Genomic DNA, 14,867 nt, shown 5'->3' on the forward strand with positions numbered 1-14,867 from the left:
GAGTTCTTTTGCCGCCATCGATTCGGACATTCTGCGTGTCGCTGTGTATCGCCCTTGTGGCGGCACTGAGCGTGCACGCGTCCGCACAGGCTCAGCACGAGGTCGGGCATTCGTCGGGGTGGCCACCGGTCTCCATGGTGGCGAACGACGACCATGGTCACGCCCACACCCATGTCGCACCGGCCGAAACCGCGCCGGAAGCGCCTGACCAGGAACAGGACGGGCAGCCGACCGGACACCACCACAGCGGCGTGGAGAAGCCTTCGACCTCGCCCGCCCTGAGCGCCGCGGGACAGCCGACCCTGGTCGGCTTGGCCAAGCACAGCTTCGGCCAAAGTCAACCCTTGGAAGACGTCGGGCTCGACGGGCCCGAATACCCTCCGAAACGGACACGCGCGATCCTTTGATCCGACGCGGCCGACCGGCCGCGCGCGCCATTCCGTTTCTGGAGAGACCCCTTGCAGACCCCAACATCCGGCATGGCCGGATCGTGGGCGCGTTGGACGACCGTGTCGGTCCTCGCGCTCGCCCTGGCGGCAGCCCTGCCGCCGACCCGCGCCGTGGCCCAGGACGCGACGGCTCAGGCTTTCGCGCCGACCCTGTCGTTGCGCGACGCCCTGTCCCGCGCTTCGGGAACGGACCCGACGCTGGCCGCGGCCAATGCGCGTGCGCAGGCTGCCCAAGCCTCGGTGCGCCAGGCCGACGTGCGGCCGAATCCGACCCTGGGGCTCCAGATCGAGAACCTGCCCACGCTCGGTGGCGGCGACATCCTCGGCCGGACCGAGACCACGCTCAGCTATGAGCAGCGGATCGAGCGCGGCGGCGACCGCCCGGCCCGCGTGTCCCTCGCCCGGAGCGAAGCGGCCCTGGTCGCGGCGACGGCGCGGGTGCGTCGGCTGGACCGGCTCGAACAGGTCCAGCGCGCCTGGGCCGAGGCCCTGGCCACCGAGGCCGAGGTCGCGATCGCGCGCGAGCGTCTCGGCCTGGCCGAGCAGTTTCAGACGGAGGTCCAGCGTCGCGTCGACATGGCGCGCGATCCGCTGTTCGCGGGAGCACGGGCCGAGGCCGAGCTCGCCCAGGCCCAGATCGACTTCGACCAGGCCGAGATCGCGGCCCGGGTCGCCAAGATCACCCTGGCGAAATTCTGGGACGGGACCGCCGAGTTCAGCCTGGGCGAAGCGGCGTTTGAGGACACCAGCGCGGCCCGGATCGTCGTGGACGGCGTAGCCGTGGCCGATCTCGATATCTTCCTGGCGCAGCGCGACATCGCCGTGGCTCAGGTCGCGGTCGAGCAGGCCCGACGAACCCAGGACGCGACCGTCAGCGTCGGCGTACGACATTTCTGGGAGGGACAGGACCTCGGTCTGGTGGTCGGCGGGTCGATCCCGCTGGGCCGTTATGACCGCAACGCGGGGGCCATTGACCGGGCCCGCGCCGAAGGTCTGGCGGCCGAGGGCGACCTGGCTGCCGCTCGCATCGAGCGCGAGCGCGAGATCGCGCGGCTGCAGGTCCAGCTGTCGGCGCGGGCCAGCGAGGCGCGGCGGATCGAAGAGGAGACCTTGCCCCAGGCGGAGCGGGCCGTGACGCTGGTCCGGTCGGGCTTCAACCGAGGCGGCTTCACCTACAATGACGTCATCTCGGCACAGACCGCCCTGCTTCAAACCCGCGAGCGGCGGGTCGCGGTGCTCAAACAATTCCACATCGATCGCGCCCGCCTCGACCGGCTGACCGGCGCGCATGGCGACCTGATCCCCGCCCCGGAGATGACCCGATGAACGGTTTCACTGTCTCGCGGCGACTGGTCGCCGTGTCCCTGAGCACCCTCGCGCTGGCGGTCGCCGGTTGCGGGGAGGGCGGCTCCGCTGAAAAACAGACCCCGGAAGCCGCCGCGGCGGCCGCCGCCGACTACGAGCGCGGCCCCCATAACGGGCGGATGTTGCGCGACGGCGACTTTGCCCTCGAGGTGACGATCTTCGAGGAAGGGCCCGAGCCGCTCTATCGCCTGTACCCCTATCTGAGCGACAAGCCGGTCGATCCGCGCCAGGTCCAGGCGTCCATCGCCCTGACCCGTCTGGGGCCTTCGGTGGACCGGTTCACCTTCACAGCGGCCGAGGACTATCTGACCAGCCCGACCGTCGTCGCGGAGCCGCATTCGTTCGATGTCGCCGTGGCGGCCACCCATGCGGGCAAGCGGTCAAGCTGGACCTATCCGTCCTACGAGGGTCGCACGATCATCACGCCCGCCGCCGCCCAGGCCGGCGGTGTCACCACCCAGCGCGCCGGGGGCGCAGTGCTGGGCGAGAGCCTGCCGCTGAGCGGTCGCGTCGAGATCACGCCGGAGGGCCAGAGCGAGGTCCATGCCCGCTATCCCGGCCGGATCATGTCGATGAACGCCGAACTGGGCCAGCGGGTCTCGCGCGGCCAGGTGCTGGCCCGCGTCGAGTCCAGCGAAAGCCTGCAGACCTATTCGGTCACCGCGCCGATCTCCGGCGTGATCATGGAGAAGAACGCCAACCCCGGCGCGATCACCGGCAACGGCGAACCCATGCTGGTCATCGGCGATCCAACGCGGCTTCACGCCGAATACTTCCTCTATCCCCGCGACGCCGAGCGCGTGCGCACCGGCCAGCGGGTGGAGGTGACCAGCCTGGCGGGTGACCATCGCTTCAACGGGGTGATCGAGGCGATCCTGCCTGGAGCGGATCCGACCAGCCAGACCCTGATCGCTCACGTCGACCTCGACTATATGGGTGGTGTGTGGCGGCCCGGACTGGGGGTCAAGGGCATGGTCCAGGTCGGGCAGGGCGAAGTGCCCCTGGCCGTCCAGACCAAGGCCATCATGCCGTTCCGGGACTTCCAGGTCGTCTACGCCAAGGTCGGCAACACCTATGAGGTGCGGATGCTCGACCTGGGTCGCCGCACCGACGAATGGACCGAGGTGCTGGGCGGGCTCGAACCCGGCACCGAATACGTCGTCGACGGCGCCTTCCTCATTCGCGCGGACATCGACAAGTCCGGCGCGAGCCATGACCACTAGGGGGCGCGCACACCATGCTTGAACGCATCATCGCGCTGTCGATCCGCTTCCGCTGGGGGGTTATGGCGCTGGTCCTGCTGGCCTGCGCGGTCGGTGTCTGGAGTTTCCAGCGCCTGCCGATCGACGCCACCCCGGACATCACCAACGTCCAGATCCAGATCAACACCGAGGCCCCCGGCTACTCGCCGCTGGAGGCTGAACAGCGCATCACCTTCCCCGTTGAGACGGCGGTGGCGGGGGTGCCGGGCCTGCAGTACACCCGATCGGTCTCACGCTACGGGCTGAGCCAGGTCACCGTCATCTTCGAGGACGGGACCGACATCTATTTCGCGCGCCAGCTGGTCAATGAGCGCCTGCAAGGTGCGTTGGGCCAGTTGCCGCCTGGGATTTCCCCGGAGATGGGCCCGATCGCCACGGGCCTGGGCGAAATCTTCATGTACACGATCGAGGCCGAGCCCGGTGCCCGACGCCCGGACGGCCAGCCCTATACGACCGAAGACTTGCGCACGCTCCAGGACTGGGTGATCCGACCCCAGCTGCGCAACACCAAGGGCGTCACCGAAGTCAACACCATCGGGGGCTATGAGCGACAGTATCACGTCACCCCGAACCCCGACCGGCTCGCCGCCTATGGCGTGACCATGGCCGAGGTGGTCGACGCCCTTGGCAACAACAACGCCAATGTCGGCGCCGGCTATGTCGAACGCTATGGCGAACAGTATCTGATCCGCGTGCCGGGCCAGGCCTCGACCACCGAGGACCTGGGCAATGTCGTCATCGCCACGCGCGGCGGCGTGCCGATCCGCATCGCTGATGTCGCCGATGTCGGCATGGGCGAGGAATTGCGGACCGGCGCGGCGACCGAGGACGGCAAGGAGACCGTTCTGGCCACCGTGCTGATGCTGGCCGGCGAGAACAGCCGCGTCGTCGCCCAGGCGGCAGCCGTGAGCCTGGAGGAAGCCGCGCGCGCCCTGCCCAACGGCGTGACCGCCTCGCCGGTCTATGATCGGACGGACCTGGTCGAACGCGCCATCCATACGGTCGAGAAGAACCTGCTGGAAGGGGCGCTGCTGGTCATTGTCGTGCTGTTCCTGCTGCTCGGCAATATCCGCGCGGCCTTGATCACGGCGGCCGTCATTCCAATCACCATGCTGATGACCATCACCGGCATGGTGCGGACCGGCACATCGGGCAATCTGATGAGCCTGGGCGCGCTCGACTTCGGCCTGATCGTCGACGGAGCCGTCATCATCGTCGAGAACTGCCTGCGCCGGTTCGGTGAGGCGCAGCACCGGCTGGGGCGCGTGCTGACCCGAGACGAACGCTTCGATCTGGCGGCCACGGCGTCGGGCGAAGTGATCCGGCCATCGCTGTTCGGGGTGATGATCATCACACTGGTCTATGTGCCGATCTTCGCCCTGACAGGGGTGGAGGGAAAGACCTTCCATCCGATGGCGATCACCGTGGTCATCGCCCTGACGGCGGCGTTGGTCCTGTCGCTGACGTTCGTGCCGGCGGCGGTGGCCATGTTCGTTACCGGCAAGGTCGAGGAAAAGGACAGCTTCCTGATGCGCTGGGCGCGGGTCGGCTATCAACCCGCGCTCGACTTCGCCCTGAAAACCCGCGTCGCCATAGTCGGGATCGCGGTGTTCCTCGTGGCGCTGGCGGGATTCGGCGCGTCGCGGATGGGGTCGGAGTTCATCCCGAACCTGGATGAGGGCGACATCGCCATGCACGCCCTGCGAATCCCCGGCACCAGCCTGACCCAGGCCATCCAGATGCAGACCGCCCTGGAAGCCCGGATCGCTGAGTTCCCTGAAGTCGAACGCGTCGTCGCCAAGATCGGCACCGCCGAGGTCGCCACCGATCCGGTGCCGCCCTCGGTCGCCGACACCTTCATCATGCTGAAGGACCGGTCGGACTGGCCCGAACCCAGAAAGCCGCGCGGCCAGTTGGTCGCCGAGATGGAAGCCGCCGTGAACGCGATTCCCGGCAGCAAATACGAGTTCACCCAGCCGATCCAGATGCGGTTCAACGAACTGCTCTCGGGCGTGCGCGCCGATGTCGCCATCAAGATCTTCGGCGACGACCTGGATGAGCTGCTGAGGCTCGGCGCCGAGATCGAGACCATCGTGGCGAGCGTCGAAGGCTCGGCCGATCCCCAGACCGAACAGGTCACGGGTCTGCCCGTGCTGCAGATCACGCCGGATCGGACGGCCATGGCCCGGCTGGGATTGAGCGTGAACGACGTCCAGTCGGTCATCTCGACCTCGATGGGCGGGACGACGGCGGGCCAGATCTTCGAGGGGGACCGGCGGTTCGATGTCGTCGTCCGCCTGCCCGAGGATATCCGGTCCAACACCGACGCGATCGGTCGCCTGCAGGTGCCCCTGCCGGCGAACGAAGGACAGCCGCGTCAGTTCGTGCCCCTGGCCGAGGTCGCCACCATCGCCCTTACGGTCGGTCCCAACCAGATCAGTCGCGAGGACGGCAAGCGGCGGATCGTGGTCACCTCCAACGTCCGCGACCGCGACCTGGGGTCGTTCATCGGCGAGGTGCAGCAGCGCATCGAGGCCGAGGTCGAGGTGCCCGCCGGATACTGGGTCACCTATGGCGGCACGTTCGAACAGCTGATCTCGGCGGCCAAGCGGCTTCAGGTCGTTGTGCCGGCGGTGCTGCTGCTGATCTTCGGCCTGTTGTTCGCCCTGTTCCGGTCGTGGCGGGATTCGGCCATCGTCTTCTCCGGCGTGCCCCTGGCGCTGACCGGGGGGGTGGCCGCCCTGATGATGCGGGATCTTCCGCTATCGATCTCGGCAGGGGTGGGCTTCATCGCCCTGTCCGGCGTGGCGGTGCTGAACGGCGTGGTCATGGTCAGCTTCATCCGCGGCCTGATCGAAGAGGGCAAGCCCGTCGCCGAGGCCATCCGCGAGGGCGCCCTGACCCGTCTGCGTCCAGTCCTGATGACCGCCCTGGTCGCCAGCTTGGGCTTCGTGCCGATGGCGCTCAACGTCGGAGCGGGAGCCGAGGTGCAGCGGCCTTTGGCCACGGTCGTGATCGGCGGGATCATCTCCTCGACGATCCTGACCCTCTTGGTCCTGCCCGCGCTCTACAGCCTGGTGCATGGCCGCGATCGGTCCAGCGACCGACCGCGTCCGGCCTGGCTTGATCATCTTCCGTTCCGACCCAGGCGGGGGGGCCGATGACCCGGTCCCGCTCATTCCGTCCTGCAGACCCAACCCCTGGAAAGGTGCCCATGACAGTGGCTTACCGTCCCGACCCCTGGTCGTGGCTCAAATCTCCCGCGACGGCGCTGTTCGCCGTTCTCCTGTTCTTCCTGATCGACGGCGTCACGGCACAGGCCTTGGCCCACGGTGTCGCGGACGGCGACAAGGGCTATATCCAGGAGACGTCCGGCATCGTGTTCTGGCCGTTCGTCTATCTGGGGGCCAAGCATATGGTCACCGGCTACGACCATCTGCTGTTCCTGTTCGGGGTGATCTTCTTCCTCTACCGGATGAAGGACATCTCGATCTATGTGACGATGTTCGCCATCGGCCATTCGACCACGCTGCTGCTGGGCGTGCTGATGGACATCAGCGTCTCCAGCTATTTGGTGGACGCCATCATCGGCCTGTCAGTGGTCTACAAGGCCTTGGACAATCTCGGAGCCTTCCAGCGATGGTTCGGGGTCCAGCCGAACACCAAGGTCGCGACCCTGGTGTTCGGCCTGTTCCACGGCTTCGGCCTGGCCACCAAGCTGCAGGATTTCAACATGGCCCCCGACGGCCTGTTCGTGAACCTGGTGGCCTTCAACATCGGTGTCGAGATGGGCCAGCTCCTGGCGCTCGGGGCCATCCTGATCGCCATGGGGTTCTGGCGGAAGACCGGCAGCTTCTGGAAGCATGCCTACGTCGCCAACGTCGTCCTGATGACCCTCGGTTTCGTTCTGACGGGCTATCAGCTCGTCGGCTATTTCGTTCTCTGATCGGAGACTGACCCATGTACAACGCCAACAAGCCCACCGCCTCCGACCTGCCCTCGACGGGCAAGCTCCTGAAGTCCACCGGCATCGCCGCCGCGATCGCCGCCGGCCTCCTGGTCACGATCGTCCTGCCCGCCGAATACGGAATCGATCCGACCCGCGTGGGATCGGTGTTCGGCCTGACCGAGATGGGCCGGATCAAGGTTCAGCTCGCTGCCGAGGCGGAGGCGGAGGACGCGGCGGAAGCGGGTGCGGCAACCTCGGCTGCCGGCCCGACGCCCGCGCTGGAGTCGACCCCGATCACCCTACCGACGAGCGCCACCGCCCCGGCTGTGGCCGCCCCCGGCTCGGCTCCTGCTGTTCCCGCGGCCCAGGCCGGAATGCGGTCCGACCGGACGGTCCTGACCCTGGAGCCCGATCAGGGTGCCGAGATCAAGCTGGTGATGAAGGAGGGGGCCACGGTCCGCTACAGCTGGTCCAGCAGCGGCGGCCGGGTCAACTACGACACCCATGCCGACCGGCCGGGAACGTCCTACCACGGCTATGCCAAGGGCTCGGAGCAGCGGGTCGAGGACACGTTGACGGCGGTCTTCACCGGCAGTCACGGCTGGTTCTGGCGCAACCGCACGGGCGCCCCGGTGACCATCACCCTGATCACCGAAGGGGCCTACAGCGAGGTCAAGCGGGTCGTCTGACCGATCCCTGTCCCGTCGTCGGTCCGATCGGAACCGACGACGGGGCAGGTTCGGCCGACGCGGCGACCCTCAGGAGAGATGCAGATGTTTTCGCCGCTTCGCCACGCTGGTTACCGCAATCTGTTCACGGCTCAGATCGCCGCCCTGCTCGGAACCGGCCTGGCCACGGTCGCCCTGGGTCTGCTGGCCTTCGACCTGGCCGGAGCAAACGCGGGCCAGGTGCTGGGGGCGGCGCTGGCGATCAAGATGGTGGCCTATATCGGCGTGGCCCCGTTCGCCAGCGCCCTGTCGGCGCGGCTGCCCAGGAAGACCCTTTTGGTCTCGCTGGATGTCGTGCGGGCGGGCGTCGCCGTCAGCCTGCCGTTCGTCAGCGAGCCGTGGCAGGTCTATGGGCTGATGACCGTGCTCTATGTCGCGTCCGCCGCCTTCACCCCGGCCCTCCAGGCGATGATCCCGGACCTGCTGCCCGACGAGGCGGAATACACCAAGGCCCTGTCGCTCTCGCGGCTGGCCGCCGATCTGGAGAGCGTGGCCAGCCCGGTGTTGGCGGCGCTGCTGCTGGCCTTCATCAGCTACAACAACCTGTTCGTCGGCACGGCCCTGGGCTTTGTCGTCTCGGCCCTGTTCGTGGTCGGGGCCAGCCTGCCGGTACCGAGCAGACTCCAGCCCAAACCCTTCATCCAGCGGCTGACCGGAGGCTTGCGGCTGTTCGCGCTCACGCCGCGTCTGCGCGGTCTCCTGGCCATCAGCCTGGCCACGGCGGCGGGTGGGGCCATGGTGTTCGTCAACACTGTCGTCCTCGTCCAGTCGCAGTTCGGCCTGTCGCAACAGGCGACCGCCTGGGCACTTGCGGCCTTCGGCGGTGGGTCGATGACGGCGGCCGTCGTCCTGCCGCGCCTGCTCAGCCGGGTGTCGGATCGTACGGCCATGGTGCTGGGGGCTGGTGTGATGACATCGGTCCTCCTGGCGGGAGCCTGGGTCGCCGTCAGCTATCCAGTCCTGATCGGTCTGTGGGTGATCATGGGCTTTGGGTATTCATTGACCATTACCCCGGCGGGGCGGGCGCTGCGGCGGTCATCGACGGCCCAGGACCGTCCGCCCCTGTTCGCCGCCCAGTTCGCCCTGTCCCACGCCTGCTGGCTGATCGCCTATCCGGTCGCGGGGCTGGTCAGCGCCGAGGCCGATCCTGCTGCGGCCTTTCTGGTTCTGGCGGCGCTGTGCGCGACGGGCGCAGTGCTCGGTCTGTTGATCTGGCCGGCGCGGGACCCTGAGACCGTGGCGCACAGCCATCCCGAGCTGGCCGCGGACGATCCGCATCTGGCCGACGGAGCGGCTGGGGGTGGGAAGGCCGCTCACGCTCATCCCTTCGTGATTGATGAGCGACATGACCGCTGGCCACGAGGCCGACCCTGAGGAAGGGGGGAGCGGCAACGCTTCAGAACCGATCTCAGTGCTCGGCCAGGCATTCGGCGTGATCGCCGAGCACCTCGATGACCCTGCACTCCCTGGCCGAGCCGTGCGGACACTCCGCCATCCGGGCCACCTCCGCCCGCAGGGCGGTCAGCCGGGCAATTCTGTGATCGATGGCGGCAAGGTGAGAGCGGGCGATGATGTCGGCGGTCTCACAGGGTCCGCCCGGTTCGTCAGCCAACGCCAGTAGCTCGCGGATAGGCTCGATCTCGAACCCCAATTCGCGGGCATGACGGATGAAGCGAAGCCGCTTCAAGTCGCTTTGTTCATAAAGCCGACGATTACCGTCGGTGCGCAGCGGGGAGGGCAGCAGCGCGATCTGTTCATAGTAGCGGATCGTCGGGACCTTGATCCCACAGGCCCTCGAGGCCGCGCCGATCGTGACGCCCTGGCTCATTTTTCTCTTGCTCCTCTAGTCGCTAGAGGAAGTAGCGTCGGCGGGTCTTCAGGACAAGGAGCAGGCGATGTCAGGAAAAACGATCGAGAGCCGGTATCGGGTCAGTGGCATGGATTGCCCGAGCTGTGGCCGAAAGATCGACACAGCCCTGCGCAGATTGGCGGGTGTCGACGACGTCACGATCGGCGTCCAGTCCGGCCTGCTGAAGGTGTGTCACAGCGGCGGCCTGAGCGATGACCTCGTCCTGAAACAGTTGCGCGACCTCGGCTACGACGGCGCGCCAGCGGTGCCCGCGAGCGTGATTCACGACACCCCGAGCAATGAGCGTCACGCGCCATCGCATGCCGAGCCCGGCGACGACGGCCAGCCGTGGTGGTGGAAGAAGAAGGCCTGGCTGACGGCCGTGTGCGGATTGGCGCTCCTCGCCGCCTATGGCCTGGGGGCTGCCTTCCCGGCGACCGAACGCTATGGCTTTCTGATCGCCCTGGCCGTCGGTCTGATACCGATCGCGAGACGCGCGATCTCGGCGGCGCGCTACGGCAGCCCTTTCAGCATCGAGATGCTGATGACGATCGCTGCGGTTGGCGCGGTCTTCATCGGTGCCGAACAGGAGGCCGCCGCCGTCGTTCTGTTGTTCCTGGTGGGCGAGATGCTGGAAGGCGTCGCTGCCGGTCGCGCGCGCAAGAGTATCCAGGGGCTGGCTACCCTCGTGCCCAAGACCGCTCTTCTCGAAGGGGATGGAGAGACAAGGGAGGTTCCCGCCGAAACGCTGGCCATCGCCGCGATCATCCTGGTGCGCCCCGGAGACCGGCTTCCGGCCGACGGGGAGATCGTCGAAGGCTCGGGCGAGATCGACGAGGCCCCGGTCACCGGAGAGAGCGTGCCCAAGCGCAAGACGACGGGCGATCCGGTCTTCGCCGGCACCATCAACGGAGACAGCGTCCTGCGGGTCCGGGTGACGGCCGCTGCCGCCGACAACACCATCGCGCGCGTCGTTCGACTGGTGGAGGAAGCCCAGGAATCCAAATCCCCGACCGAACGCTTCATCGAGCGGTTTTCAAGGATCTACACCCCCGCCGTCCTCGGGGTCGCTGCCCTGGTCGCCGTCGTACCCCCCTTGATGTTCGGCGGCGACTGGAGCGGCTGGATCTACAAGGGCCTGGCTGTCCTCCTGATCGGCTGTCCCTGCGCCCTGGTGATCTCCACCCCGGCTGCCATCGCCGCAGGCCTTTCGTCCGGTGCCCGGCGTGGGCTCTTGATGAAGGGCGGAGCGGTGCTTGAGACGCTTGGAAAAATCACGGCCATCGCCTTCGACAAGACCGGGACCCTGACCGCCGGCAAACCCGTCGTCACGGACATCGTCGCGGGAACGCGTGACGAGGCCGCGCTCCTGGTCCTGGCCGCCGCTCTCGAGGCCGGCTCCAGCCACCCGCTTGCTCTGGCCATCCTGTCACGCGCCCGGACCGACGGCGTTCACGCGCCGGCCGCCACGGACACCAGGGCCATCGCCGGCGAGGGCGTCGAGGGCCTTGTCTCCGGCGAGCGGATCTTTCTGGGTTCGCCCCAGGCGGCGATCGGGCGGGCGCCCCGATCAGAGGCGCAGGACGCAGCGATCGCCGTCCTGAACGACGAGGGCAAGAGCGTGTCGGTCGTCGTGGCGGGAGGCGAAACCGTGGGCTTCATCGCCATGCGGGACGAAGCCAGACCCGACGCCGTGTCAGGCCTGTCCGCCCTGAAGTCGCGCGGCATTCGGACGGTCATGCTGACGGGCGACAATCGGCGAACGGCCGAGGCGGTCGCCGCCAGTCTCGACATCGAGGCGCGCGCGGAACTCCTGCCCGAGGACAAGCTGCGCATCGTCAAGGGCCTGCAGGCCGAGGGCTTCGTCGTCGCCAAGATCGGCGACGGCATCAATGACGCGCCCGCGCTCGCCCAGGCCGATGTCGGCATCGCAATGGGCGGAGGGACGGACGTGGCGCTCGAGACCGCGGACGCCGCCGTCCTTCACGGCCGCGTTCAGGACATTCCCGACATGATCACCCTGTCCCGGGCGGTCATGCGCAATATTCATCAGAACATAGCGATCGCTCTGGGTCTCAAGGCCGTGTTCCTGGTGACGACCATCGCGGGCGTCACCGGCCTGTGGCCCGCCATTCTGGCGGATACCGGCGCGACCGTTCTCGTCACCGCCAATGCCATGCGCCTGCTGGGTTGGACGCCCCGAAAGGGATGATCCATATGTCGAAACACCTCCGAGAAACTTCGTCCGCGGTTCCGCAGTCGCCGAAGCCGTCACCGTGCTCCAGGTCTGGCGATCGGCTCGACGGTGCACATATTCCGCGCATAGCCGAGGGCCGCACGAAGCCCGCGACTTTACCGCCATTGATCGTTAAGGTCAGTGTGCTACAGGGCGGCATGGGTTCAAGTTTGACCAGGAATCGGATAGCGGCAGTGCTCATCGCTCTGTTTGTCGCTGTGCTCTTCTTCGTGCCAGCGGTCGATGCCTTCGCTTGTTCTGCAGAACTTGAACCGTCGCACGCGTCAGCGGTTATGGATGGCGATACGGGCGAAGGCGAGGATATCGGATCACCGCATGGCGTCTGCAGCCATGGCCATTGCCATCACGCCGGTACGCCCTTTGGCGGCACACCTGATTTTGACGCCTCGACGTCGCTTGCAGGGCGTTCGCGCGCAACAGTGGGCGATGATCTCCTGTCGTCCCGCGTGCCCGCAGGCCCGGAGCGCCCTCCCAGGGTCTGACCTGACTTCGCGCGATCGCGCGTCTTCTCGTCAAACCTCATGGGATACCCACAATGCCTTCCTCATTCCGTCGGCCGCCGCGATTCGCGGCTGGCTGCGCCGTTGCCGCCTTCGCGGCCGCGTTAAGCGGTCCCGCCTGGGCCGACCCGGCTCCGGCTTATGACGCGCTGGTCGCACGTCTGGCGGAGACGCCATTGATCACCGAAGCCGGAGCCCTGCTCGACGCCGCTGAGGCGCGCGTTAGACAGGCCCGCGTCCGTCCCAATCCTCTCCTCGGACTGGAGGCAGAGAACGCGTTTGGCAGCGGCCCGTTCGACGGATATTCGAACGCTGAGACCACACTGTCGCTGTCCACCGACCTCGAACTCTGGGGACGTCGCGGGGCTCGCGTGAACGTCGCGCGCGCGGAGGCCGATACCGCCTCTCGACGGGCCGTTCTCGTCGCAGCTGATGCCGCCGGTCGTCTGGCTCTCTATTATGCCGAGGCCGAGGCGGCCGATCGGCGCTTTAGGCTGGCGTCCGAAGCCCTGACCCTGACGCTGGCCGATACTCGCGCATCCCTCGCGCTCGTTGAGGAAGGCCGCGAGCCTCTCTTGCGCGGCATCCAAGGGCAAACCGAAGCGGCGGCGGCGCGCGCGCGTCTGGATGAAGCCCAGGCAGAACGCGATGCAGCCTTTGCTCGGCTTACTGGCTTTGCCATGCTGGTGCGGCCGGTGACCTCGATCGAGCAGAGCCTGCTCGATCGTGCCCCAGCCCTGGCCGTTTCCGACACGCGCCCCGCCCCTGCGGTCCTGGTCGCTGAGGCGGAACGCGAAGCGGCCGATCGCCGGATCACGGTGGAGCGCATTCGCGCTAGACCTGACGTCAACGCCTCGGTGGGCGTGCGCCGGTTTGAGGCGGAGGATGCAACCGCAATCACGTTCGGTCTGAGCGTGCCCCTGCCGCTGTTCGACCGGAACCGAGGCAACGTGGAGGCGGCCCAGGCCGACTTCCGCGCGGCCGATGCACGGCTGCAGGGCGCGCGACAGGAGGCCGAGGCGGATCGCGTCGCTGCCAGGGCCCGCCTAGCATCCGCCGCCAGTCGTGTCTCGGCAACCGACAGCGGAGTGGAGTCCGCCGAGGAAGCCTATCGCCTGTCGCGCATCGGCGCGGAGGCGGGGCGTATCTCGCAACTGGAGCTGCGGAGCTCACGCGCCGCCCTGATCGCGGCCCAGAACGCCGCCCTGGATTCCCGTCTGGCCCGCGTGCGGGCTGAAATCGATTTGGCGCGCCTCGATGGCCGCGCCCCCTTTGGAGCCGTTCAATGAAACGCAAGTTTGAGATCAATCAATATTGGCTGTTGGGCGGGGTCGCTGCGATCGTCCTCCTCGGCGGCACAGCCTATGTCCTTATGAACCGGCCTGTGGCCGGCGCCACAGAGGCCGCGACTGAGGAAGTTCATGCCGAGGGCGAGGCGGGTCATGTCGAAGGCGAAGAGGAGCACGCCGAGGAGGAAGGCGGCGAAGAAGGGGAAGAAGGCGTCGTCCAGCTGACGGCGGCTCAGATCCAAGCCGTCGGCATCACCCTGGTTTCCGCGAGCGGCGGTGGGGGCGGCGAGACGCGCCTCTCCGGTCGCGTTGAACCCATGGTGGACGCTCGCGCTGCCGTGGCTGCTTCTGTGGGTGGTCGCGTAGAACGCGTCTTGGTGGCCCCCGGTCAGTCGGTCCGCGCGGGCCAGCCCCTCGCGACCCTGGTGAGTGGTGAGGCCGCCACCTTCCGTGCTGACGCTGATTCAGCCGCCGCCTCGGCGGATGCGGCCCGTCGCGCCTATGAGCGCGATCGCAATCTCGAAGAACAGGGCGTCGTCGCCCGGCAGGATGTGGAGACGTCTCGCGCGCAATCGCTTAGTGCCGATGCCGTCGTTCGCGCGGCTCGCGCCCGGTCCGCAGCGGTAGGTTCGCCCAATGCCTCGGGTCGGCTGAGCGTTACCAGCCCGATCTCCGGCGTCGTCACGAGCGTCCAGGTTGGCCCCGGAGGCTTCGCGGCACAAGGCGGCGTCATCGCCGAGGTGACCAATCCCGCCCGCGTCGAGATGGTCTTCAATGCCGCTCCAGCCCTGGCCGCGCAGGTCCGGGCCGGCAGCACGATCCAGGTTCAAACCCCGTCCGGCGACGTCACAGGCGTTGTGACGGGCGTCGCCGCTGGCGGCGGCGGTGCCGAGGGCGGCGCAACCGTGATCCGCGCCCGCCCGACGAGTGGCACCCTCCCACCTGCAGGTTCAGCCATCACGGGAACCGTGGTCACGGGCGAGTCGGTTGGAGGCGTCACCGTGCCCTCGGAAGCGGTCCAGACCGTCGAAGGCGCGAGCGTTGTCTTCGTGCGCACGGAAAGCGGCTTCCGTGCCATGCCGGTGCTGGTCGGTCGGCAGGCCGGGGGGCGGACGGAAATCGTGCGGGGCCTGACCGGTTCCGAGCGCATCGCGGGGGCCAATGCCTTCCTCCTTAAGGCGGAGCTCGCCAAGGGCGAAGCCGAGCACGGCCACTAGGA

At 67.8% G+C, this 14,867-nt stretch carries 11 protein-coding genes; 10 read left to right on the forward strand and 1 reads right to left on the reverse strand.

All coding sequences use genetic code 11. From position 1 onward, the window contains the following. Positions 1 to 35 precede the first annotated feature (35 nt). From GGR13_RS06160 to GGR13_RS06190, 7 genes are all read left to right on the forward strand, one after another. On the forward strand, positions 36 to 407 hold the full coding sequence (locus GGR13_RS06160) for a hypothetical protein (protein ID WP_183212622.1): 372 nt from the start codon (positions 36 to 38) through the stop codon (positions 405 to 407). A 51-nt stretch (positions 408 to 458) separates the two neighbouring features. Next, positions 459 to 1,775 (forward strand): TolC family protein, encoded by a 1,317-nt coding sequence (locus GGR13_RS06165; protein ID WP_246347717.1) that lies wholly within the window; start codon positions 459 to 461, stop codon positions 1,773 to 1,775. Further along, a complete protein-coding gene (locus GGR13_RS06170; protein ID WP_183212623.1) occupies positions 1,772 to 3,037 on the forward strand; it encodes an efflux RND transporter periplasmic adaptor subunit in 1,266 nt (421 codons plus the stop codon). The genes GGR13_RS06165 and GGR13_RS06170 overlap by 4 nt, the downstream gene beginning before the upstream one ends. Before the next feature lie 14 nt (positions 3,038 to 3,051). After that, positions 3,052 to 6,240 carry an efflux RND transporter permease subunit gene (locus tag GGR13_RS06175; RefSeq protein ID WP_183212624.1) on the forward strand — a complete coding sequence of 1,063 codons (3,189 nt, stop codon included), beginning with the start codon at positions 3,052 to 3,054 and terminating at the stop codon, positions 6,238 to 6,240. Positions 6,241 to 6,290: 50 nt separating this feature from the next. Then, complete coding sequence (locus GGR13_RS06180) at positions 6,291 to 7,022, forward strand: HupE/UreJ family protein (protein WP_183212625.1); 732 nt, start codon at positions 6,291 to 6,293, stop codon at positions 7,020 to 7,022. Positions 7,023 to 7,036: 14 nt separating this feature from the next. After that, positions 7,037 to 7,714, forward strand: a complete 678-nt coding sequence (locus GGR13_RS06185) for a transmembrane anchor protein (protein WP_183212626.1) — start codon at positions 7,037 to 7,039, stop codon at positions 7,712 to 7,714. An 84-nt stretch (positions 7,715 to 7,798) separates the two neighbouring features. Continuing rightward, positions 7,799 to 9,127: an MFS transporter gene (locus GGR13_RS06190; RefSeq protein ID WP_183212627.1), complete on the forward strand. Its 1,329-nt coding sequence runs from the start codon at positions 7,799 to 7,801 to the stop codon at positions 9,125 to 9,127. 34 nt (positions 9,128 to 9,161) lie between these two features. On the opposite strand, the gene GGR13_RS06195 is transcribed toward GGR13_RS06190, so the two are convergent. Next, on the reverse strand, positions 9,162 to 9,581 hold the full coding sequence (locus GGR13_RS06195) for a MerR family transcriptional regulator (RefSeq protein ID WP_183212628.1): 420 nt from the start codon (positions 9,579 to 9,581) through the stop codon (positions 9,162 to 9,164). Between the two features lie 67 nt (positions 9,582 to 9,648). On the opposite strand from GGR13_RS06195, the gene GGR13_RS06200 reads away from it, so the two are divergent. The 3 genes from GGR13_RS06200 to GGR13_RS06210 all read left to right on the forward strand — a co-directional run bounded on the left by GGR13_RS06200 (position 9,649) and on the right by GGR13_RS06210 (position 14,865). After that, positions 9,649 to 11,814, forward strand: coding sequence for a heavy metal translocating P-type ATPase (locus tag GGR13_RS06200; protein WP_183212629.1), 2,166 nt, complete (start codon positions 9,649 to 9,651; stop codon positions 11,812 to 11,814). Between the two features lie 580 nt (positions 11,815 to 12,394). Next, the gene (locus GGR13_RS06205) at positions 12,395 to 13,648 is read left to right on the forward strand and encodes a TolC family protein (RefSeq protein WP_183212630.1); all 1,254 of its coding nucleotides are present in this window, start codon (positions 12,395 to 12,397) and stop codon (positions 13,646 to 13,648) included. Then, entirely contained in the window at positions 13,645 to 14,865 is a 1,221-nt protein-coding gene (locus GGR13_RS06210) for an efflux RND transporter periplasmic adaptor subunit (RefSeq protein ID WP_183212631.1), read from the forward strand. The genes GGR13_RS06205 and GGR13_RS06210 overlap by 4 nt, the downstream gene beginning before the upstream one ends. The last annotated feature ends 2 nt before the right edge of the window (positions 14,866 to 14,867 follow it).

It is taken from the genome of Brevundimonas variabilis (assembly GCF_014199945.1).
Taxonomy (GTDB): domain Bacteria; phylum Pseudomonadota; class Alphaproteobacteria; order Caulobacterales; family Caulobacteraceae; genus Brevundimonas; species Brevundimonas variabilis.

Bases quoted from the DNA above. Each gene is read 5' to 3' on its own strand.
- GGR13_RS06170 (WP_183212623.1), top strand. From the start codon at position 1,772: ATGAACGGTTTCACTGTCTCGCGGCGACTGGTCGCCGTGTCCCTGAGC.
- GGR13_RS06175 (WP_183212624.1), top strand. From the start codon at position 3,052: ATGCTTGAACGCATCATCGCGCTGTCGATCCGCTTCCGCTGGGGGGTT.
- GGR13_RS06180 (WP_183212625.1), top strand. From the start codon at position 6,291: ATGACAGTGGCTTACCGTCCCGACCCCTGGTCGTGGCTCAAATCTCCC.
- GGR13_RS06185 (WP_183212626.1), top strand. From the start codon at position 7,037: ATGTACAACGCCAACAAGCCCACCGCCTCCGACCTGCCCTCGACGGGC.
- GGR13_RS06190 (WP_183212627.1), top strand. From the start codon at position 7,799: ATGTTTTCGCCGCTTCGCCACGCTGGTTACCGCAATCTGTTCACGGCT.
- GGR13_RS06195 (WP_183212628.1), bottom strand. From the start codon at position 9,581: ATGAGCCAGGGCGTCACGATCGGCGCGGCCTCGAGGGCCTGTGGGATC.
- GGR13_RS06200 (WP_183212629.1), top strand. From the start codon at position 9,649: ATGTCAGGAAAAACGATCGAGAGCCGGTATCGGGTCAGTGGCATGGAT.
- GGR13_RS06205 (WP_183212630.1), top strand. From the start codon at position 12,395: ATGCCTTCCTCATTCCGTCGGCCGCCGCGATTCGCGGCTGGCTGCGCC.
- GGR13_RS06210 (WP_183212631.1), top strand. From the start codon at position 13,645: ATGAAACGCAAGTTTGAGATCAATCAATATTGGCTGTTGGGCGGGGTC.